At 56.4% G+C, this 19,423-nt stretch carries 20 protein-coding genes and 3 pseudogenes; 3 read left to right on the top strand and 20 right to left on the bottom strand.

Annotated elements, in window-relative coordinates; translation table 11 throughout:
- Window positions 1–20: 20 nt before the first annotated feature.
- The 4 genes and pseudogenes from TU86_RS19510 to TU86_RS19495 form a co-directional block, all read right to left on the bottom strand.
- The gene (locus TU86_RS19510) at window positions 21–1,274 is read right to left on the bottom strand and encodes an OprD family porin (RefSeq protein ID WP_048365971.1); all 1,254 of its coding nucleotides are present in this window, start codon (window positions 1,272–1,274) and stop codon (window positions 21–23) included.
- A 91-nt stretch (window positions 1,275–1,365) separates the two neighbouring features.
- Window positions 1,366–2,670 (bottom strand): annotated as a pseudogene (locus tag TU86_RS19505) (CitMHS family transporter).
- Between the two features lie 143 nt (window positions 2,671–2,813).
- Window positions 2,814–3,026, bottom strand: a pseudogene (locus TU86_RS19500) (cation:dicarboxylate symporter family transporter); the annotation flags it as partial.
- A gap of 44 nt (window positions 3,027–3,070) precedes the next feature.
- Window positions 3,071–4,153, bottom strand: coding sequence for a 4-oxalomesaconate tautomerase (locus TU86_RS19495; protein WP_048365969.1), 1,083 nt, complete (start codon window positions 4,151–4,153; stop codon window positions 3,071–3,073).
- A 166-nt stretch (window positions 4,154–4,319) separates the two neighbouring features.
- Between TU86_RS19495 and TU86_RS19490 the strand changes: the two genes are divergently transcribed.
- Together TU86_RS19490 and TU86_RS19485 are read left to right on the top strand one after the other, a co-directional pair.
- Window positions 4,320–5,210, top strand: coding sequence for a LysR family transcriptional regulator (locus TU86_RS19490; protein ID WP_048365968.1), 891 nt, complete (start codon window positions 4,320–4,322; stop codon window positions 5,208–5,210).
- Window positions 5,211–5,419: 209 nt separating this feature from the next.
- Window positions 5,420–5,977 (top strand): hypothetical protein, encoded by a 558-nt coding sequence (locus tag TU86_RS19485; protein WP_125828562.1) that lies wholly within the window; start codon window positions 5,420–5,422, stop codon window positions 5,975–5,977.
- 9 nt (window positions 5,978–5,986) lie between these two features.
- On the opposite strand, the gene TU86_RS22980 is transcribed toward TU86_RS19485, so the two are convergent.
- From TU86_RS22980 to TU86_RS19415, 16 genes and pseudogenes are all read right to left on the bottom strand, one after another.
- Window positions 5,987–6,154, bottom strand: a complete 168-nt coding sequence (locus TU86_RS22980) for a hypothetical protein (protein WP_157395930.1) — start codon at window positions 6,152–6,154, stop codon at window positions 5,987–5,989.
- Window positions 6,154–6,387, bottom strand: coding sequence for a hypothetical protein (locus tag TU86_RS22655; protein ID WP_193387792.1), 234 nt, complete (start codon window positions 6,385–6,387; stop codon window positions 6,154–6,156). Before TU86_RS22655 ends, TU86_RS22980 begins: the two co-directional genes overlap by 1 nt.
- Window positions 6,350–6,541: pseudogene (tssD, locus tag TU86_RS19480) on the bottom strand (type VI secretion system tube protein TssD); the annotation flags it as partial. The gene TU86_RS22655 and the pseudogene tssD, both read right to left, overlap by 38 nt.
- 431 nt (window positions 6,542–6,972) lie before the next feature.
- Entirely contained in the window at window positions 6,973–7,551 is a 579-nt protein-coding gene (locus TU86_RS19475; protein WP_048365966.1) for a TerD family protein, read from the bottom strand.
- 39 nt (window positions 7,552–7,590) lie between these two features.
- Entirely contained in the window at window positions 7,591–8,166 is a 576-nt protein-coding gene (locus tag TU86_RS19470; RefSeq protein WP_048365965.1) for a TerD family protein, read from the bottom strand.
- A gap of 27 nt (window positions 8,167–8,193) precedes the next feature.
- Window positions 8,194–9,240, bottom strand: a complete 1,047-nt coding sequence (locus tag TU86_RS19465) for a TerC/Alx family metal homeostasis membrane protein (RefSeq protein WP_048365964.1) — start codon at window positions 9,238–9,240, stop codon at window positions 8,194–8,196.
- 7 nt (window positions 9,241–9,247) lie between these two features.
- Window positions 9,248–9,697, bottom strand: coding sequence for a tellurite resistance TerB family protein (locus TU86_RS19460; protein ID WP_048365963.1), 450 nt, complete (start codon window positions 9,695–9,697; stop codon window positions 9,248–9,250).
- 66 nt (window positions 9,698–9,763) lie between these two features.
- Window positions 9,764–10,975 carry a TerD family protein gene (locus tag TU86_RS19455; protein WP_048365962.1) on the bottom strand — a complete coding sequence of 404 codons (1,212 nt, stop codon included), beginning with the start codon at window positions 10,973–10,975 and terminating at the stop codon, window positions 9,764–9,766.
- A complete protein-coding gene (locus TU86_RS19450; protein WP_048365961.1) occupies window positions 10,972–11,562 on the bottom strand; it encodes a TerD family protein in 591 nt (196 codons plus the stop codon). Before TU86_RS19450 ends, TU86_RS19455 begins: the two co-directional genes overlap by 4 nt.
- Window positions 11,563–11,638: 76 nt before the next feature.
- Window positions 11,639–12,313: an HAD family hydrolase gene (locus TU86_RS19445; RefSeq protein ID WP_048365960.1), complete on the bottom strand. Its 675-nt coding sequence runs from the start codon at window positions 12,311–12,313 to the stop codon at window positions 11,639–11,641.
- A complete protein-coding gene (locus TU86_RS19440) occupies window positions 12,310–13,269 on the bottom strand; it encodes an HpcH/HpaI aldolase/citrate lyase family protein (RefSeq protein ID WP_048365959.1) in 960 nt (319 codons plus the stop codon). Before TU86_RS19440 ends, TU86_RS19445 begins: the two co-directional genes overlap by 4 nt.
- Complete coding sequence (locus TU86_RS19435) at window positions 13,269–14,363, bottom strand: cysteine protease StiP family protein (RefSeq protein ID WP_048365958.1); 1,095 nt, start codon at window positions 14,361–14,363, stop codon at window positions 13,269–13,271. The genes TU86_RS19440 and TU86_RS19435 overlap by 1 nt, the downstream gene beginning before the upstream one ends.
- Window positions 14,356–15,114 carry an HAD family hydrolase gene (locus TU86_RS19430; RefSeq protein ID WP_048365957.1) on the bottom strand — a complete coding sequence of 253 codons (759 nt, stop codon included), beginning with the start codon at window positions 15,112–15,114 and terminating at the stop codon, window positions 14,356–14,358. Before TU86_RS19430 ends, TU86_RS19435 begins: the two co-directional genes overlap by 8 nt.
- Window positions 15,104–16,240: a phosphoribosyltransferase domain-containing protein gene (locus TU86_RS19425; RefSeq protein ID WP_048365956.1), complete on the bottom strand. Its 1,137-nt coding sequence runs from the start codon at window positions 16,238–16,240 to the stop codon at window positions 15,104–15,106. Before TU86_RS19425 ends, TU86_RS19430 begins: the two co-directional genes overlap by 11 nt.
- 76 nt (window positions 16,241–16,316) lie before the next feature.
- On the bottom strand, window positions 16,317–17,456 hold the full coding sequence (locus TU86_RS19420; protein WP_048365955.1) for a trypsin-like peptidase domain-containing protein: 1,140 nt from the start codon (window positions 17,454–17,456) through the stop codon (window positions 16,317–16,319).
- A gap of 41 nt (window positions 17,457–17,497) precedes the next feature.
- Window positions 17,498–18,511 carry an ATP-grasp domain-containing protein gene (locus TU86_RS19415; RefSeq protein WP_048365954.1) on the bottom strand — a complete coding sequence of 338 codons (1,014 nt, stop codon included), beginning with the start codon at window positions 18,509–18,511 and terminating at the stop codon, window positions 17,498–17,500.
- 291 nt (window positions 18,512–18,802) lie between these two features.
- Between TU86_RS19415 and TU86_RS19410 the strand changes: the two genes are divergently transcribed.
- Entirely contained in the window at window positions 18,803–19,246 is a 444-nt protein-coding gene (locus TU86_RS19410; protein WP_048365953.1) for a TM2 domain-containing protein, read from the top strand.
- Window positions 19,247–19,423: the final 177 nt, after the last annotated feature.

The raw sequence follows: 19,423 nt of genomic DNA, 5'->3' as shown, positions 1-19,423 counted from the left end.
AGGTTGTCGACGGCAAGGGGTCACCATAGAGCGATGTCGTAGGTAAAGTAAATCCGGTTGCTATCTCGGCCACGGGAATAATCAGAGCGATAAACATAGTTACGCAACCGCATACCCAGACCTTTGAAGATGCCTTGTTGCACTACGTAAGCGAGTTCAGCGTCACGCTCCCACTCTTTTACCGTGGTACTGGACTTACCGTCGTTGCCGCTTAGATAACGGGTGGAGAACGTCAGGCCTGGCACGCCGACAGCAGCAAAGTTATAGCCGTAATTAAGCATCCACGTTTTTTCATCCTCCTCGATGAACTTGCCTATGCCGGCGTTACTGAACGAGTAGACCGTTGCACCACTGATATAGGGCAACCCGGCATCACCACTCAGAGTCTGGTATCCACCACCAAAGGTATGGCCCGAGATTGCGTAGGACAGTTGCCCGCTCAACATGTTGTTGTCGATCTTGCCGCCGGAGGCAGTACCGGTATCGACACTGTTGAAGTAGCGCAAGTCACTGGTGAGCACGCCGCCGCCCATGGGTAGGTCGTGCTGGATACCTGCAAAATTCTGACGGTAAAAGTTTTCCAGTTCACCGTAGAAATAACTCAAACGGATGTTTTTCCCCAGTTTGTATTCGGCCCCTGCATAGCCGAAGCCCCCTGATTTATCTCCGCCATAACCGTCGGGCACAATAGGCATGCTGCCGGTAGAATCACGAAGTTTGAATCGATCCAGGTAGCCCCCAGTGAGGGTGAGGTTCTCGATGTCGACGCTACTGATCTGAGTGCCTTGGTACGTTTGCGGCAACAGACGCGCATCGTTGTAGATCAGCACCGGTGTCTTGGGTAACAAGGTGCCGTATTTGACCGTAGTCTTGGCCATTTGGGCTTTGGCAGTCATACCCAGACTTGCGAATTCGTCAGCCGCACGACCGTCATTATGCACGGGCAACAAGCCAGTGCCGCTGCGGCCCCGGCCGGAGTCGAGCTTGACCCCGAACAGGCCGAGAGCATCAACACCAAACCCGATAGTGCCAGGCGTAAATCCCGACTGGTAATCCAACATAACCCCCTGGGCCCACTCGGTTCGTTCGCTTTTCGCCGTCCTTGCGGATTTGGCACTCATGCCATGCTCGTCGCGGAAATTCTCATTGAAATAGACGTTGCGCAATTGCAGCTTGAGCTTGCTGTCGTCGATAAATCCTTCTGCACTGGCATGGGCCAGCGGCAACAAACCAAGAAGTGAAAACAGCGCCCGTTGGATATGCAAACTGGTCATTGGCAAACTACTCATTGTTGTTATTTGGAGTACAGAACAGCGCACGCCTCGCAAGCGAAGCGCGTCAGGAGAAACAGATGCTTGGGATAAATCAGGAGAAGATACTGATCGCCCCGGTCAGCAGGGCTAGCGCGGTGACGACTAATGAAGTGAGTACCGCCCATTTGACAGTGGCTTTCTGGAAATCGCCGATATCACGATCGACCATACCCACCAGCAACAGAGTTGAGGCTACCAACGGACTCATCAGGTGTACTGGCTGACCAAGAATCGACGCGCGGGCGATTTCCACGGGGTCAATGCCATAGGCAGCAGCGGCATTCGCCAGGATGGGGACCACACCAAAGTAGTAAGCATCGTTGGACAGAACAAAGGTCAGCGGCATGCTGGTGATCGCCACTACCAGTGGGAACAGATGACCCCACGATGGCGGAATCCAGTCCACTAGCGTTTGCGCCAGAGAGTCGACCATCTTGGTGCCCGAGAAGATCCCGGCAAAGATACCGGCGGCAAACACCAGCAGCACCACCGTCATCGCATTGCCGGAATGGGCGAGAATGCGCTCTTTCTGAATATCCAGTTGCGGGTAGTTGATCATCAGTGCCAGGACAAAGCCGATCAGGAACAGGATCGCAGAGTGCATGATCCCCATTACCAGCGCGACCATGACCGCGGTCACCAGCAACAGGTTCACGTATGCAAGTTTAGGCCGCTTGTGCGGGGTATCGCCCAAGATCGCGTCGATGTAGCAATTACCGCCACCGCTCTGTAGCTGCACATTACCGATGCGCCTACGCTCGGCCCGGCCCAGGAGGAAAGCGGTGAACACTACCCACATCGCGCCGCCGATCATGGTCGGCAGCAAGGGCACGAAGTACTCGCCGGCATCCAGGCCTAGTGCCGCGATCGCCCTTGTAGCGGGCCCACCCCATGGGGTCATGCCGCTCATGATGCTCAAGGACAACATGGCAATGGTCGCCAGAATCATCGGGTTCATGCCGATACGCCTGTACAACGGCAGCATTGCCGCGCAGGTGATCATGTAGGTGGTTGTGCCGTCGCCGTCGAGGGCGACCACCAGTGACAGCAGCGCAGTGCCGATAGCGATTTTCATCGGATCGCCGTTTACACGCTTGAGGATTTTGCGAATCAACGGGTCGAACAACCCGGCATCAATCATCAGGCCGAAGAACAGGATGGCAAACAGCAGAAGCGCAGCCGAAGGCGCAACCATCTTCAGGCCGTCTAGCATCATCTTGCCCGTACTGTCAGCAAAACCGCCAATCACCGCAAACACAATCGGCACCACCGTCAGGGCGACAATCGGCTATAAGCGTTTCGACATTATCAGGTAGGTGAAAACCACCACCATGGTCAAACCAAGAAATGCGAGCATAGGTCAATTCTCTTGTTCTTATCATTAGCGTGGGCGATGCGCAGGCGCACGACCTCGAACCCGCACGACCAACGGTGCCTGGCGGGGAGTTGAATGAAATGTTTGTTGGGGGGGGGTCAGCCGTGTCCGGTCAGACGTGTGCCGCGCCCGAGGGAGCGTTTATCGCTCATGCCGGCGATACCGGTGACGATGGTGCAGAACACCACCGGAGCGATCATCATCTTGATGAACGCGTCGCCAAGCGGTTTCAAGGCAATGGCCTGTTGCGACCCAAAATGCCCGACCAGCGCACCCAACAGCACGGCGAGGAGAATCTGGAAGTAGAGCGATTTTACAAGTTTCATGGCATCACCCATTTTTAGAATTGTGCTGATGCAAGAACCGCCAGGACCAAGAAAAATTATCCGGCAAGTCGTTGGGAAACCGTGGCGTAGACAAAACCGGAGAACAGCCTGCGCGATGTACGCACCACAGAGGCACGAATTGTCGCCCCCTGATCTCCGGTGTAGGACAATGCGACATCTATCCCGCCACTAGGATGTTCAATGCGTACTTGCTTCAAGCGCGGCTCGCTAACCTCGCCGAGCAATTGCGCGACCACACTGCCCTCAGTGACACAAGCGGTGGCAAGGCCGATGGAGCCGGTGATCGCCAAGGCTCGATGGCAGTTGTGTGGCATGAAGTAGCGCACCTGGATTGTGCCGCCAGTCTTGGCCGGTGACACCAGTACTGGCTTGGGAATCACTTTGTTGCTGACGTCACCCAGGCCCATTGCCAGGCCGACTTGGAGTCGCAAGGACTCCAGGCGGCGCATGAACTCTTTATCGGCATCCAGTTCAGCAGGACTTTCATCGCCGCGCTTACCCAGTTGGCCGGCTTCGACAATCAACATCGGCATCGCCATGTCGATGCAGGTGACTGGAATACCGTCGATCAAATCTTGCGGTTGCCCAGTAGGGAAAAGTTTGCCGGTCTTGCTGCCCGCAGCATCCAGGAAGGTCAGTTGCACAGGAGCGGCGGTACCCGGCACACCATCGATGGCGGTGTCACCTTCATAGCTGACCTTCCCTGCGGGCGTCTGTACCTCGCAGTTCACAAAAGTCCCCGTGTTGAGGTTGCGAATACGCACACGGGTCAAGTCTTTAGAGGCTTTTACCAGCCCCTGCTCGATGGCGAACGGGCCAACGGCGCAAAGCATGTTGCCGCAATTAGGCGCGGTGTCGACTCGACGCTGGGAAACCATTACTTGGACGAACAGATAGTCGACATCCGCCTCCGGATGCAGCGACGGGCTAACGATCGCCACCTTGCTGGTTTGTGGGCTACCGCCACCGATGCCATCAATTTCCAGCTCATGACCAGAGCCCATCACGTTGAGCAGAAGTTCATCACGGTCTTCGATCGCAACAGGTAGATCCCGGGCGAGGAACACTGGGCCCTTGGAAGTACCACCGCGCATTAGCACACAGGGAATTCGTTGCATGAATACTGACTCTTGTTGATCAATCGGGGTAATTGATGTCTTGTGAGCAAGAGTCGCAGGCTGGTGAAGTTGTTTCCAATGCAAATATCAGCCTGATTATTGCGTTTTGCGAATGATAGCTCTAGGCATACTGGGCTTAACAACTCTTGGCTAGTGAGACAAATAAGTGAATTATGAGCTCAATGACATCCGATCTTTCGTGAAGATCGCAGAACTTGGAAGCTTCCACGAAGCTGCCGATGCATTGCATCTCTCTCAACCCGCGTTGAGTCGCAGAATGAAAAAGCTTGAGGAGGGATTGGGAACAGCGCTTCTGGATCGCACGACAAGAAGGGTAAGCCTCACCAGCGTTGGGCGAGACTTCCTGCCCAAGGCGCGACGCTTATTGGATGACTTCGACGACTCGATACTTAACATCCGAGAGTTGGCGGAGCGACAGAGCGGCCGTGTAACCCTCGCCTGTATTCCCACCGCAGCCTTCTACTTTCTCCCTTCGGTAATCCGCCTCTACAACGAGCGCTATCCACAAATCCGCATTCGCTTGCTTGATCTTAGTGCGAACGAAGGATTGGAGGCTGTTCTGCGTGGCGAAGCCGACTTTGGCATCAACATGATGAGCGGACAGCACCCAGACATAGAGTTCGTGCCGTTGGTCAACGAGCCTTTTGTTTTAGCTTGTCGACGCGATCATGAGCTGGCCGAGCGTAGCTCGGTAACCTGGTCTGAACTCAGCAATTACCGCCTTATCGGGGTCGGTCGCCTAAGCGGCAACCGCATGCTGCTTGACCACGCTTTGTCAAGTTTGAGCTGGCGTCCACAGTGGTTCTATGAGGTTCAACACCTGTCTACATCGCTGGGTCTGGTAGAAGCGGGATTAGGTGTCTCGGCAATGCCGAGCCTCGCAATGCCTGCTGTGGATCATCCAACATTGGTAAGCGTCCCTTTGATAGAGCCTATTGTGAACCGATCGTTGGGACTGGTTTACCGAAGAGGTGCCTCGCTGTCTCCGGCAGCGGAAAAATTCGTCTCAATACTGCTGGAACAGTGGGAGAAATGACCCGCACCAAACACCGCGATCACCCTGGCCAGCGCTGTTTCAGTGTCGTCACGCATGCCCATGAGCTCATGCGCGATGAGAGGCGCAGTGCACCGCCCACCCAGAAAAGTGGCTTAATGCTAGCATCTGAATACAACCGTTTTTCAAACTGCCAAGGCGCACGACCTTAACGCGTACACTCGGCCACATAATCCCTGAGTACAACAGACATGCTACGCACTGATTTGCTAAACGACTTTGCCACGCTCTTCGCCTACAACTGGTATCGAGATTTCCCCATGGATGGCTACAACCGGGACATGGGCTCGTTGTCGGACTGGAATATCCATACCGGCATCACGGTGCGTCGTGTTGGGGATCTGCTCGGATTTTTCACTCACTTCGAATCGTCCAATCGCACTGACGCTGTGGTACGCGACGCACAGCGGTCGCCTATTTTGTTTGCCGAGTGGGAATGGATTGATCCGTCACGGCAGGAGATCGGCGAACCTGAAAAATTGTCGGATGCCGCGTTGTTGCACAACCCGCAGTTCTGCTTTCTGTTTAGCTATGTACTGCAAGGCAGTATTGAATGCGCACATGAGTTCATTGCCAAAAACTGGAATGCACAAGTACCTTTGTTGGTGTCGCTGATTGAATACACCGGCATTACAAAAAGAACCTTTCACCAGATGTCGATGCATCAATTGCACAACGGTCAATGGACCTTACTGCGTGAGCAGCCAGCATTAGCTTGGGCATTGCCAGGAACCCGTTGGCAGCTCTGATAATAGCGCCTATTTTTTAAAGGTTTTACGCTTGCCCGCTTCAGTCTTTTCACGGGCATAAACCTGTGCAAATACATCGGTAATAGACAGACGTGGGCAGGCGCCCAAGCTGCTTCGGGCGTCACCCCGGCTGTTGTTGACGTGGTTCGGGGTTTCTGGAAAGAAAGCGTTTGGCATTACTCAGGCTCCCGCAGACTCAAGGCGCGGCATCGGGCGATATGGGCGGCTTTTTCCACCCTCTGCGAAGGCGTTTGGGGGGAGGCAGTGCTTAAGATCCGTTCAAGGTCGAGGTGGATCTGAAGGGCCTCTTCGCCCAAATAGCCGTGGATATTGGCGTAGCGGATGATGTCGAGTTCACGGTTAAAGCCACGGGATGCGCTGCCCGGTTGGCTGGCCGGACTGCGGATCACGCGCAATGATCACTTGATGACTGAACCCCTGAACCATAATTTGATCTTCATGCCCTTCCTGATACGTATTTCCCACTGAGTCTGCTGTAAATGCACCCGCTGTGATCAATCCTTGTTTCTCGCCGGTGACGGACATATACGCTGGCGTAGCCATAACACTTTCCTTGAAACTCTATGACTAACCCGCAAGACAAATGTACTTGCATCCCCCGTTATATAACCAAGCGTTGTGCCAACAATGAGCCGACGCGTTTAAACCGAGGCCTTGGCGAAAGCGACAATATAAACAAACACTAAAAATCCTGATCTCCAGCTGAGAGTGAGCAACTTGTTGCGCAACGCGCTGCCAATAATTGCGCAATGAACCACAGGCCTTTGTTTTAAAGGAATGGCGAGTTTAAAACCGAGCACATTACATTTTTCACTGTGTAAAAGTTGCGCAATCGCTCACATCAACATGTCCGCTGCGGACATGAGTATTTTTAAAGCGTTCTAGACGGGATACGCCAGCAATGCGTGTTGGCCTGTAGCTCAAAAAAAGGCCCGCTGCGGTTACGCAGCGGGCCTTTTGATTAACGCTGGGGATTAGCCCAGATTAACGCCGTAGCTCGCAGCCAATGGCGCCAGGCCACCCGCAAAACCCGAACCGATTGCCTTGAACTTCCACTCGCCATTGTGGTTGTACAGCTCACCAAAAATCATCGCGGTTTCAGTCGAGGCGTCTTCGCTCAGGTCGTAGCGCGCGATTTCCTTGCCATCCGCTTTGTTCAGAACACGAATGAAGGCATTGGAAACCTGGCCAAAGCTCTGCTTGCGTGCATCAGCGTCGTGAATGGTCACTGCAAAAACCAGTTTCTTGGTTTCTGGAGCAAAGCCCGCCAGGTTGACGTTGACCTGCTCATCATCGCCTTCGCCTGCGCCGGAGCGGTTGTCGCCCTGGTGCACCACGTTGCCGTCTGGCGAAGTTTTGTTGTTGTAGAACACAAAGCTGCCGTCGTTCAGCACTTTGCCGTTCTCGCCCACGATGAACACCGAGGCGTCCAGGTCGAATTCCTGGCCATCGGTCACGCGTGGATCCCAACCCAGACCTACAACTACGTCGGTCAGGCCCGGCGCTTCTTTGGTCAGGGAAACGTTGCCGCCTTTACTCAGACTTACTGCCATGTTCGTGAACCCTTATATAAAAAGTTGATGGGGTGACGATTAAAATTTCAGGCCGTAGCTTTCAGCCAGCGGCTTGAGACCGCCTGCAAAGCCCTGGCCGACCGCGCGGAACTTCCACTCGGCGCCGTTGCGGTACAGTTCGGCAAAGATCATGGCCGTTTCGGTGCTGGCGTCTTCAGCCAAGTCATAACGGGCGACTTCACTGTTGTTGTCCTGATTCACAATGCGGATAAACGCATTGCGCACCTGACCGAAGTTTTGCTTACGCGCGTCAGCTTCGTGAATGGTGACCGTGAACGCGATGCGATCAATATCAGCAGGGACCTTGGACAGGTCGACCTTGATTGCCTCGTCGTCGCCGTCACCTTCACCGGTACGGTTGTCGCCGGTGTGCTCTACCGAGCCATCAACGCTTTTGAGCTGGTTGTAAAAAATGAAATCGGAGTCAGCGCGAACTTTACCGTCAGCCTTGAGCAGGAAAGCACTCGCATCCAGGTCGAAATCCTGACCATCGGTGGAGCGAGCATCCCAGCCCAGACCCACGAGGACTTTGGTCATCCCGGGGGCTTCTTTGGACAAAGACAGGTTGCCGCCTTTGGAGAGGGAAAGTGCCATGAGTAATTCTCCTTAATAAATATGCGATCAAGCGTTCGTGTCGTTTTTGACGTCAGATTGCTCTTCATCTTTACCGGGAAAGATGATGCTGGCCACGATACCTATGGCCAATACCACCAACACAACGATCAAGCTGGTGTTCGGATCAATGCTGATGCCGTGGCCAAACAGGTGATCGGTTGCGTTCAGGGCCAGCTTGCCGGCGATAAAGAACAACAGTGCAATAACCGATTTTTCCAAGTGAACCAGGTAGCGTTTCAGGGCCTCAAGCACGAAGTACATGGTACGCAGGCCCAGAATCGCGAACATCATCGCCGAGTACACGATCAATGGCTCACGGCTCACGGCAATCACTGCCGGGACGGAGTCGAATGCGAACAGAATGTCCGACACCTCAACCACCACCACACACAAAAACAGCGGTGTCGCGAACAAAGCGCCTTTACCGACCAGGGTCATTCCCTTGTTCTGCGGCTTCGTGATCTCTTTTTCAAGCTCTGTGCGCGAAACAAAGAAATTATGCCCGTGCAGCTTCGGCCATACCGGGAACAGCTTTTTCGCAAAACGGTAGGCAATGTGCTGAGAGTAGTCCTCTTCTTCGTCCTCTTCCTTGCTGCGCAGCATCATGATCGCCGTCCAGGCAACCACGACCGCGAACAGCACTTCGACCCATGGGCCAAACGCCAGCAGACCCGTACCGATCGCTACAAAGATCAGACGGAACACGATGGCGCCGATGATGCCCCAGTACAAAACACGGTGACGCAAGGCGTCAGGGATTTTGAACCAGGCAAAGATCGCCATGAACACGAACAGGTTGTCGACGCTGAGGACTTTTTCCAGCGCGTAACCGGTCACAAACAGGCTGGCCACGCTTGGGCCGTGGGCGTAATACAAGTAGCCCGCAAAGGCGAGGGAGATCAGTACCCAAAACACTGACCAAACGGCAGCGTTGGTCAGCGAGACCGGTTTATCGCTTTTGTGGGTGAACAGATCGATTGCCAGAGCAATGACCGCCAGTGCCACAAATACAGCGATGGTAGTTGGCGGAAAGCCAATTGCCGTGTTTTCCATGATGTCCTCAGAGATCAAAATCGCCAGGGTTCAGCCCCAGCTCATTGCAGATGGTGCGGCAAGCAGCCCGCTCACTTTCATCGAAGTTGCCGTCTGCACTGCCGATGGCGCAGCACACGCGCACCAGCAGACGGGCGGCATCTTCTTTTTTACGCAATTGACCAATCGACTTCAGCGCCTCGGCACGTCCGATCTGTTGGTCAAACTCAAACTTTTCGCACACGGCGTTGAATGACTTGATCACGTCTTTAACATCGAACGCTTTCAGTTCATTGGAGTTCTGGATAAAACCGACCATCTTTTGCTTTTCATCGCTGCTGATGGTGCCATCAGCGGCGGCCACCAGAGCGCACCCGGAAACGACCGCTTCCATGAATTCGCGGTTCTTGAACTTGCTGACTTCCGCCGAGAGCTTGTCACGGGCGGCAGTTGCGTTGGTTTTCAGCCATTCGAGCATTGGAGTCACCTTGTCAGAGATTGAGGGAGCACCGCCTGCATCAGCAGGCGGCCATTCACAGAGCGCTCATTTGGACCCGGCAGACCAGCGCATGCCCCAGCCAAAGGCTTTGTCCATGTCCGAATGCCCTTTGAAGAACTCGACCTTGCGGTTAACCCGCACACTGCCACCGACGTTTTCGAGCAGGGCGATGGCGCACATGCCTTTGCTGCCGCCCTCCTCGCTCAAGCGCACTTCAATCGGCGCTTCGCCCGGTATGTACAACGTGATCACGCCGTCAGTCGCTTGCCAGTTCGGGGCGCCTTCGTAAATGAAGGCATACACCAGCACGCGACGGATCTGACGCCATTCCTTGCCGTTGATGCGCAACCACTCGCCATCACTCACCGAGCCTGTACGGTCGTCGCCCATCAGTTGGATAAATGGCTCGTCACGGAAGTCACCGAACGCATTGCCCAGGGCCTGTACTGCACCTTTTTGGCCATTGGCCATTTCGTAAAGGCAACCCACATCCAGATCGATGCCGCCCGACTTGCCGCGCAGCGAAGCAAAGAAACCACCTGCGCCACTGCTTTGCGAGGTACGGTTCCAGTTAAGGTTGATTTTGATCTCGCCAAAATCGCCGTCCTTCTTCTCCAGACTGATGGAGGGACGCTGTTTGTCGAGGGTGATCTTCGACAAGTTGATTTTGGACGCCGGCGCCGGCGCAGGTGCTGCTGGAGCAGGCGTTGGCGTTGGCGTTGGCGTTGGCGTTGGCGCAGAAACGGGCGCAGGCGCGGCGATATCAACCCCAAAGTGCTCAGCCAAAGGCGCCAGGCCACCGGCAAAGCCCTGGGCTACACAACGGAATTTCCAGGCGCCCTGGCGACGGTAGAATTCGCCGAGAATCAATGCCGTTTCTTGCATGCCCTGTGTCGGAATCGGCGCTTCGATGCCGCCGCTCACGGATACATTCAACTGCGGGAACGCTGCAAATTTGGCTTTGTTCTCGTAGATCGTGGCAGTCAACGCGACTTTTTCAATGGCCGGATCAATGGCCTCAAGGTTGAGGCTGAACACCGTACGCCCTGCGGCGGATTCCACGAGTTTGACCGCGCCATTGTTCACGCTTTGCTGACCGAAGAAGCACATGTGGTTGTCGCCACGCACCTTGCCCGACTCCGCGAGCAGGAATGCCGACACGTCAAGGTCAGCGCCTGCAACCGGGGCATAGCTGATGGTGACGGTTTGGCTACCCGATGAAACGGACGTATTGGCGCCCGGAGTCAATGTGGTCATGCGCGCACCGCCTGAGCAGCCTCGTTAGCCAGGTCCTGAGCAGTACGGCCATTGGCCACAGTCCCGATTGCGGTCAAATCCCAGCCCGCCGCTGTGCGGCTCAGGTAGGCCATAACCACACCCGTATGCCGGCCTTTATCCGACAGGTTGAAACGCGCCAGCTCTTTGCCTGTCACTTCATCGACGATACGGCAGTAGGCGTTTTCTACCGACTCAAAGTTTTGCCCGGTGAACGAGTTGACCGTAAAGACCAGGTGCTTAACACCCGACGGCAATTGCTCAAGATTGACCTGAATCGACTCGTCATCCCCATCACCTTCGCCGGTGCGGTTGTCGCCGGAGTGAACGATAGAGCCATCTTTGGATTTGAGCTCGCGAAACCACACCAGATCCAACAGCTGTTTGCTGCTGTCGAGCACAATGCAGGAGGCATCGAGGTCGATGGCCGTGTCACTGTTGAGCAACTTGGCAAAAAAACCGCTCGGCTTGACCGGGTCCCAGCCCAGGCCCATGCGGATTTTCTTGAGACCGGTTCCTGCTTCTTTTTCGAGGGAAATGGTTTGGTTCTTGGACAGCGAAATGGCCATGAAGCGTCTCCTTGTCTGCTACGGTGCACAACGTGCTGTTTAACCTAGTTTATTGCCTGTATATGACGAGTCGTGCTTACAGTTCTTCACGCAAGCACACGTCAAGTGGCCGCTTACGGCGCCACAGCGCGTGAAATTCACGCCAGTGTGGCTCTTGAGCGGCTCCGAGCATCTGTTCATCGCCCCGGGTGTCACCCCAGGCGCGCAATGTGTATTGGTCCAAAGGCCCGTATTGCGCCTCTAGCCGGATTACTTTTTGTTCGCAACGGCAATTGGTGCCGCTGATCTCACCCGTCAACACGCCATCAACCGATTCCAGCTGAGTGCCGATCAAGCCGATGCCCAGTTTTTTGGCGAAAGGCTTGAGCACTAACTCAGGCGAGGCCGAGCAAATGGTCACCAACGCTTGCGCCTCTCGCTCGCGGGCGACAGATGTTAAGCCCAAAGGCCGCATTAACCGCTGCCACGAAACGTCACAAAATGCTTCGGCGCGTTCCTCTACCCAGGTGACTTTGGCGCCGGTCAGATAAACCGTGATGAGCTTCTCTTTCAAATCGTTGCGAGATATCTGACCCAACAGGTAGCCAAGAGTGGCTGGAATCATGCGCAACAGGCGCATGGCGAACAGCCGGTTGCCGAACGCAAAGCGCAAGAACGGCACAAAACTGTCGTGATATGTCAGCGTGCCATCGAAATCGAACGCCGACAGCACCTGTTTATTTGTAGCCGGTTTCTTTAAAACTTCGTTCAACCTACCAATTCAGCCAATCTCAGGCTGCCTCCAAAAGTGTCGGACGGGTTACCACACTCGGTACGAACCCCTTGCCAATGCGCGCGTTCAATCACCGTTTGCGCCCATTTATAATGCGTCGCCGGCTCGCACATGGCGTCATTGAACTTGAACACCGCAGGCGCCGACTCACTGAGTATTTGGCGTGCGCTGTTCAAATCTTCAAGGGTGACTTGCAGCGCCCTGTGGATAACTGCAATTTGCGACGGGTGGATGGCCGTTTTACCCACAAGCCCGTGCGCCATGTCCAACGCCAGTTCCTGCTCCAGCAAGTAAGGCGTATTGAGCTGTTCAAAAACCGGCGCAGTCAACGCAAACCCCGCAGAGCCCATCACCCCGCACAGCATCGGGATCACATAACTCATAGGCGTGCTGTAAAGGGTCATCGCCGGGTTACGGCGCAAGCCCAGGCAGCCCATCAGGTCGTTACCACCGATGCGCAGCGCGATAATACGCCCCGGCAATTGTTCCAGCATGGCACTGCGCAGTTCTACCATCGCCCCCGGATCAAACACCTCCGGGGTTTCAAGGGTCGGCATCAGCATCAACTCGCTGCGCGTGACCGCCTGTTGCCATTGGCCGATATTGCTCAAGCGCAGTTTGGGCACCACAAAGCCATCGACATGGCGCATCAATGACCAGTCGTTCAGCACCGCCGCCATTTCGGCATCGCGCGGGCGCACAAACAGGATCGGCCCGCTGGACGGTCGCCCGCCGCGCGCTTCAATCCCCAGCAACAGGTTCTTCAGGTTGGCCAGCGCCTGCTGCACGTCGGTGTCGGCAACTGCGTCTTCAAGGCACACCACCAACGAGCGCAACCCTTGAATTTTTTCGCCAAACACGACGTCCAGAATATCGGGGCGCGTGGCCGGCATATAAAGGGTGGCGCCCAAGGCATAAGCGGAATGTTTGATCATCAGCGAACACTCCTGATTACAGTCACGGCACGGTAAGGCCCCAGTTCGTCACCTACTTCTTCGACGTCAATATTCGCCTGACGGGTGAGGTGCATCAGCAATTGCACATCCTGATCGTCACGGCTGCGTACCAGCACATGGTCAGGAACGCGGCGCATTACCGCGCGCGTCGCCTCGGCAATACCCGGTTTAACGCGGTTGGGATTGCTCACCCCAAAGCGCGCCGAGATACGTTCGACCGCAGCCACCGCCGAGTGTTGCAACGCCTGTGCTTGCGCTGGCGTCCACGGTTGCGCCGAGACTTGGGGCGCCAGCTTGGCGCGCTCGGTTTCGATGCTGTGGATAAACGCTTGCGTCACGTCATGCCCGGCCAAATGCCCATATACCACACAGCCATGCAGCCCAGGCTCTTGCGGCCAAATGGAGCGCGACACCAAACCGGACACGGTAGCCCCCAAAATACCCGACGGTATTAACCAGTCTTCTGCCGACGCCGACAACCACGCACGGCCACATGGATCGGCCAGCACCACCAGCCGCGGGTCAGCCGGGAAACGCGAATCGCCCGCCAGGCTGGCACGGATTTGACCGCTGATCGCCCCTTTGCCGGTCCAACCGTCTACAAACACGATGTTCTCGGCGCCGTGGGCTTTGATAATAGCCTCTAGTGCCACGCTGTCGATGCCACGGTCACGGATGATGCTGATTCCGTAATGCCGTGCGTCGCGCCCCTGCTCTACCAGCGCCCGGCGTAACAGCACACCGAGCGGCAGGCCCGCGCGCACAAACGACACCAGCGCGATGGAAGGCCCGGTGTAGCGCTCATTCAACGCCTGAGCCAGTGCTTGCACATCGGCAGCCATGCGGGCGCCATTTTGCGCCAGCGCCAGCAGGTAAAGGCTTTTATGCGTGTCAGACGGTGGATGCTCCTGACTGATCATCTCGGAGTAATGACGCTGTTGAGTCTGGATCAGCCGCTCTTTTTCCTGCACATCGGTGACTTCAATTTGCATCGCTTGCAGCAGGAAGTGCACGTCATCAGCGGCATAACTGCCGCTGCCCACTGTCAGCAACCCTTCAAACGCGTCACTCATGGTCAACGCTCGCCATTACATGGCTGGCCAGTTGCCCGCGCCGGGGCGTGCCCCACCAATCGCACTCAGCCATAAAGCCCAGGTCTGACACGCTGTCGCCAAAGCCAAGCATCGGGCGCTTGCCGTTGATCGCTTGGTCGCGGCGGATCCACTCGCGCACCGCTTCACGCTTTTGCAGCGCCAGCGGCAGGAACGCCAAATTGTTACCGTTGCCGTGGACGTACAAGCCCTCCAGCAGCCCCCGCGCCTTGACCTCGGCCAATACGGTGAGCAGCGCTTCATCGGTTTCGTTGTTGTGTTTGGTGACCACGTAATTGGCCAACCCTTGCTCTTCAACCACCCAACCGCGCAACGAGAAGCCCAACTCAGTGCCAATCGCCAACGTTTGCTCACTCAGTTGACGCAGGCGCGTTTGCTCAAGCGCCAACTGCTCGCACATGCGTGCGTGCCAGGCGGCATCCAGCGAACCATCCGCCGCGAGAATCACGCCACCGTGGGCACACACCGCGCCGTGGGTAAACGGCACTTTCACCCGCTGGTAGGCTTCAATACTGCGCGCGGTGACCGGTACTACGTCGGAGGTCGCCAACAGCCACTCAACGAAACTCTTTTGCGTCGCGCTCATAAACCCATTGGGCTGACCGTCAACGTCGAGGGTCGCAGTGAAGCGCGGCTCGTCGCCCATTTTGCGGGCGGTCTGGAACAGGGTGTCGTCGAGGTCAACAAACACCAGCGGACGATTACTTGTCATCAACGATCACCTGCGCATTCAATGCGCTGATCAGCGCCGGGTCGACAGCAGCGGCCGGGGTTTCACTGCAAATCAGCACCCGGTCGAACTGGCCGGGGGCGACGTTATAAAGGAAGTTGGGAATGCCCAGCCCGTAGTTGTCAGAGAACGACAGCGCGTGGTCGATGGCATGGCCCAAGGCAATCGGCGAGCGACTGGTGGAGCTGAAATGCACATCGGCACCGGCTTTTTCCAGGCGTTCGGCCAACAAAAAGGGGCGCCATACAAACTCGCTGGTACCCACCACCAAGATGCGTTCACCGGGTGTGACCTCAAGGTCTGGCGCCAGTGTATCGAGGTGTTCGCGCACGCCCATGCGCCCCCAGTCGCGATTCGCATCCAGAGGCCAGTCGCCTTGGGCAACGCTGCCCACTTCAGGCATTTCAGGTAGCTCAGCGGCTGGATCTTCGTCGAACGTGTAGCGACCATCGAGCAACGACACGCTGGTGACGTGTTGACCCAGCGCTGTACGCACTGCATCTTGCGACCAGTCTGTAAGGGTGGCAGTGACGAGGCGCTCAATGTTACTCAGCCCGGCCTCGGCCAAGGCTTTGGAGAGATTGATAAACGTGTTGCCGGTCGAGGCTTCGTCATCCACCAGCACCAGCGAGCGAGCAGTCAGCATCAGCTCGCGGGTTTTCGGGTCTTGCGGCAGGTGCAGCAAGTGAGAACTGGCGTGGCTGTGTTCTTCTTCAAAGCGGGCAAACAGTTCGCTGCCAGTGGGGTGACGGGTGCTGACCAGATAAACACTGTCATCACGGGTCTGGCTCAGCGCGCGGTGTACACCGCCACCCAGGCCGACGGCCGTTTCTGCCATGCCGATCACCAGCACGGGGCCAGGCAAGTCCGCAGGAATTTGTGCCGCAAGGGCGTTGAAACTGTCAGCCATCAACGAAGGACGGGCCGGGATGTGACGACCGAGCACGCGTGACACAAACAAAAAGGCGCGCTTGGGATTACGACGTTCGGCAAAGCTGAAAAGTGCCTGAGGATCAAAGGTCGATGCATTGACCTCAACCACCAGGCGACCGCGCTTAAGGTTTGCGTGCAAAGCCTTGGAGTCGGTCGGGGGGTTACCGCTATTCATTGAAGTTTCATACCTGAGAATACATAAAAGTGAGAGACGATTCGCGACTCAACCGTTTAAAACAAGCGCGAAATCGTTACTGGAGATGGCTGGCGTCTATTCGCCACAAACCCGATTGCGAAGACCGCACCAATTCGGGCGTACTCAATGCGTGTTCGCTGCGTCCCCTCTGAGCGGGAACGCGGGCAGCTTCAAGAAAAGCCAGCAACAGCGCCGTCTTCACGGCAAAGTTCATGTTCTGTGCATCGGCCATGCTTGAGGTGACCAAGCCTGCCACCATGCCGTACTGATCAAACACCGGGCTACCGCTGGAGCCCGGTTGAATCGGCGCCGTGAACTGCATGAGGCTGGCATCATCGCGCACACCAAACAGCCCCGATACCACCCCTTGGGAGACTTGCACGCCTCCACCCGCCAACCCGGCCAGTGGAAAACCAAGGGTGACCACGCTTTCGCCCAACTCGCTGCCGATGCCTTCACGAAACGTGACAGCCGTGAACGCTGGCGCGCCACTGACCCGCAACAACGCCAGATCATTCTTGCGGTCCACCACCACGGCTTCGGCCTTAAAGCGACCGTCGAACGAGTCAATAAACAGATGGTTCAGCCCTTCAATCACATGGGCGCACGTCAAAATATGCTGCGCGCTGACAGCAAAGCCTGTACCGGTCGCGCTCTGCCGCGAGGCACTGTCGTCAGATTCGGTGCTGAGCCGTTGCGGATGCCGGTCATCCAGGCTGATGCCCATGCGCCGGGCAAAGGCGCTCAGACCGTAAGCCGAAGCCTCCGCCAAGGCGCGGATTTTCCATTGATCGCCACGCCGGTACACCTCGGCAATGACCATCGCGCTGTCGCCATAGTCCGCCAGGGTCAGGTCATGCTCGATGGTTTCGTCGGCCTGGAGTTGAAATGAACCCAACTCACGCAGCGGGCCCAGCGCGCCATACACATACAGCACCACTAACACGCGCTCACAGCTCGCCGGTAATTGATCCAGTGCCAGGCTCAAACGCGCCACACCGCAGGTGTCGTGCCATTGCATCCAAGGTTGCGGCTGATGGAGCAGCGCAGGCTCGGCGACCGGCTGACGCTTATCATCCAGCGCCAGCAACGCCAGCCCGGCGTACTCTCCCAAAGCCCCCGCGCGCGCGCAGGTCAGGTTCAGTTCACAGCGCACCGACTTCAGAGGCCCATTGCCTCCCGGCATCAATTTCATCTTCCTTGATTCCTCTGGCCAGTACGCTTAATGAATGGCGCTCACCTTAACAGCTCTTCTTCACGAACCGAAACGGCGACCGTGATGGCTTTAACCTGAATATCCGGGTGCCAAACACTCACCGGCTCTGGCAGTTTCAGGCGACGGGTGGCGAAGATACCGGGCAAGTTCACACCGGTTTCACGGGTGTAACCCACACCGCCTGAATAACGCAAATTGATCTCCAGCAAATGTGGCGCGCCATGGGCATCATCGCGGGTTTGTACGTTAACAATACCGTCGCATCTGAAATGCTCTGCGGCCTTGATCGCCAACTCGACGGCAGCGCCGTCGCGCTCGAACGACTGCATCAACCCCTGCTTGCGCCGACCGACGAACGCCACCGCTTTACCTGCTTCGCACACCATGTCCACCGAGCACTCACTGCCCGGCATGTAAGGCATCACCAGCAAAGGCTTGGGCTGTTGTGAACGGCCATAGGCCTGGGCGAAAACACTCAGGTCCACTTCGTGGGAATCGGCGTTAGCGAAGCAGCGAAACGGGTCTACATCCTCGGCCAAACGCCAAAAACCCTGTCCATAAATGCCGTGCGTAGGTTTCACGCAGACGCGGCCATCACGCGATAACTGCGCGTAGGCACTTTCCAGCTCGGCTTGAGTCTGCACCGTGATCGCAGGAATACAGGCCATGCCTGCGGCCAGCGCTTCACGGGTAAATATCGACTTGTCGTCCACCCGTTCAAAGGTGTCGAGGCTCAACGCGCCGGTGACCAGCACCAACCCTGCGGCTTCGAAGTCTGCACGATGCGCTTCGTAGACATGCCCCACACGGCCCGCCAAAACCACCTTGATGCCGTTGGCGCAGGCCTGCTGGATGACCCAGGCAATCCGCTCTTCGTTGTCCTGCGGCTCGCGCCAGGCCACGTCCGCCAACCCGGTGATTTCAGGACGACGTTGGCGGTGCGAGGCAAAAATTTGAACGCCGTCAGGCAACGCCGCTCGGGCGCCGGCAATCACATCACGTTGGCTGGATTGCCCTTCAAGAAACCAGATCATGGACATCCCTTGGTACAGGTAGAGGAGAGACACGCTAAGCGCGCGATTCTACGCCAGGCCCTGTCAATTTAAACGCATCTAAACAGTACTATTGAAATGCCACTATCGCGCGTGCTCCAATTGCCGCCCATTTTGAAATATTCGGCATTAATTGGCTTTGACCGGCTCGTTTGCGGTCGCCGATTCGATTGAACGTGCTTCACGTTTAAGTCCGCCGGTTACACCCCAAAGACTTCGCAGCAACTCATCTATCTACCCCTCACTCAGCGAGGGGAAAACAAGGAGCAGTACATGAAAGGCAAGGTTCTTGAGTTCAACTCTACGAGTCGTACCGGCACCATCTCGGCGGATGACGGCAATCGTTATTCGTTCAGCGTTGATCATTGGAAAAGCGCAGTACTGCCAAAGGCTGGCAGCCGGGTAGATTTCTCCACCAATGGCAGCAACGCTGAAGCGATCTTCCAGGACGGCCCGGCCACCTCCGGCAACTCGAAAAAAATTCCGGCGGCGTTGCTGGCGTTTTTCCTGGGTGCCTTTGGCGCGCACAAGTTCTACCTGGGCTACAACGCTCAAGGCATCATCATGCTGCTGGTGTTCCTGTTCGGCTTCATTCTGCTGGGCGTGCCATCGATGATCATCGGCCTGATCGCCTTCATCGAATTCATCATCTACCTGACCAAGACCGACGAAGACTTCGAACAGACTTACGTGGTTGGCCGCAAGCCTTGGTTCTAAGCAACCGCTGCGCATAACCGCCGTCAGGCTGTGGCCGGACGCAAAACGGGCGTGAACTCTGAGCAGGCGTTTGATCTCAAACATCGCCTGATTGGACTTTATGACGACGTTGTTGCCGGACGCCGCCTGCACCAGCGGCTACGGCATCTGCCACAACCCTGATCCACGGCAATAGAA

The organism is Pseudomonas weihenstephanensis (assembly GCF_001043055.1).
In the GTDB taxonomy this organism is placed as follows: Bacteria; Pseudomonadota; Gammaproteobacteria; order Pseudomonadales; family Pseudomonadaceae; genus Aquipseudomonas; species Aquipseudomonas weihenstephanensis.
The sequence above is the reverse complement of the archived record's forward strand: the minus strand, read 5'-3'. Positions and strand labels throughout refer to the sequence as shown.

What these genes read in the sequence shown, in the direction of transcription:
- TU86_RS19495 (WP_048365969.1), bottom strand. Translation starts at nt 4,153, where the DNA reads ATGCAACGAATTCCCTGTGTGCTAATGCGCGGTGGTACTTCCAAGGGC.
- TU86_RS19425 (WP_048365956.1), bottom strand. Translation starts at nt 16,240, where the DNA reads ATGAATAGCGGTAACCCCCCGACCGACTCCAAGGCTTTGCACGCAAAC.
- TU86_RS19435 (WP_048365958.1), bottom strand. Translation starts at nt 14,363, where the DNA reads ATGAGTGACGCGTTTGAAGGGTTGCTGACAGTGGGCAGCGGCAGTTAT.
- TU86_RS19410 (WP_048365953.1), top strand. Translation starts at nt 18,803, where the DNA reads ATGAAAGGCAAGGTTCTTGAGTTCAACTCTACGAGTCGTACCGGCACC.
- TU86_RS19475 (WP_048365966.1), bottom strand. Translation starts at nt 7,551, where the DNA reads ATGGCAGTAAGTCTGAGTAAAGGCGGCAACGTTTCCCTGACCAAAGAA.
- TU86_RS19465 (WP_048365964.1), bottom strand. Translation starts at nt 9,240, where the DNA reads ATGGAAAACACGGCAATTGGCTTTCCGCCAACTACCATCGCTGTATTT.
- TU86_RS19460 (WP_048365963.1), bottom strand. Translation starts at nt 9,697, where the DNA reads ATGCTCGAATGGCTGAAAACCAACGCAACTGCCGCCCGTGACAAGCTC.
- TU86_RS22980 (WP_157395930.1), bottom strand. Translation starts at nt 6,154, where the DNA reads ATGCCAAACGCTTTCTTTCCAGAAACCCCGAACCACGTCAACAACAGC.
- TU86_RS19455 (WP_048365962.1), bottom strand. Translation starts at nt 10,975, where the DNA reads ATGACCACATTGACTCCGGGCGCCAATACGTCCGTTTCATCGGGTAGC.
- TU86_RS19485 (WP_125828562.1), top strand. Translation starts at nt 5,420, where the DNA reads ATGCTACGCACTGATTTGCTAAACGACTTTGCCACGCTCTTCGCCTAC.
- TU86_RS19440 (WP_048365959.1), bottom strand. Translation starts at nt 13,269, where the DNA reads ATGATCAAACATTCCGCTTATGCCTTGGGCGCCACCCTTTATATGCCG.
- TU86_RS19420 (WP_048365955.1), bottom strand. Translation starts at nt 17,456, where the DNA reads ATGAAATTGATGCCGGGAGGCAATGGGCCTCTGAAGTCGGTGCGCTGT.
- TU86_RS19470 (WP_048365965.1), bottom strand. Translation starts at nt 8,166, where the DNA reads ATGGCACTTTCCCTCTCCAAAGGCGGCAACCTGTCTTTGTCCAAAGAA.
- TU86_RS19450 (WP_048365961.1), bottom strand. Translation starts at nt 11,562, where the DNA reads ATGGCCATTTCGCTGTCCAAGAACCAAACCATTTCCCTCGAAAAAGAA.
- TU86_RS19430 (WP_048365957.1), bottom strand. Translation starts at nt 15,114, where the DNA reads ATGACAAGTAATCGTCCGCTGGTGTTTGTTGACCTCGACGACACCCTG.
- TU86_RS19510 (WP_048365971.1), bottom strand. Translation starts at nt 1,274, where the DNA reads ATGACCAGTTTGCATATCCAACGGGCGCTGTTTTCACTTCTTGGTTTG.
- TU86_RS19415 (WP_048365954.1), bottom strand. Translation starts at nt 18,511, where the DNA reads ATGATCTGGTTTCTTGAAGGGCAATCCAGCCAACGTGATGTGATTGCC.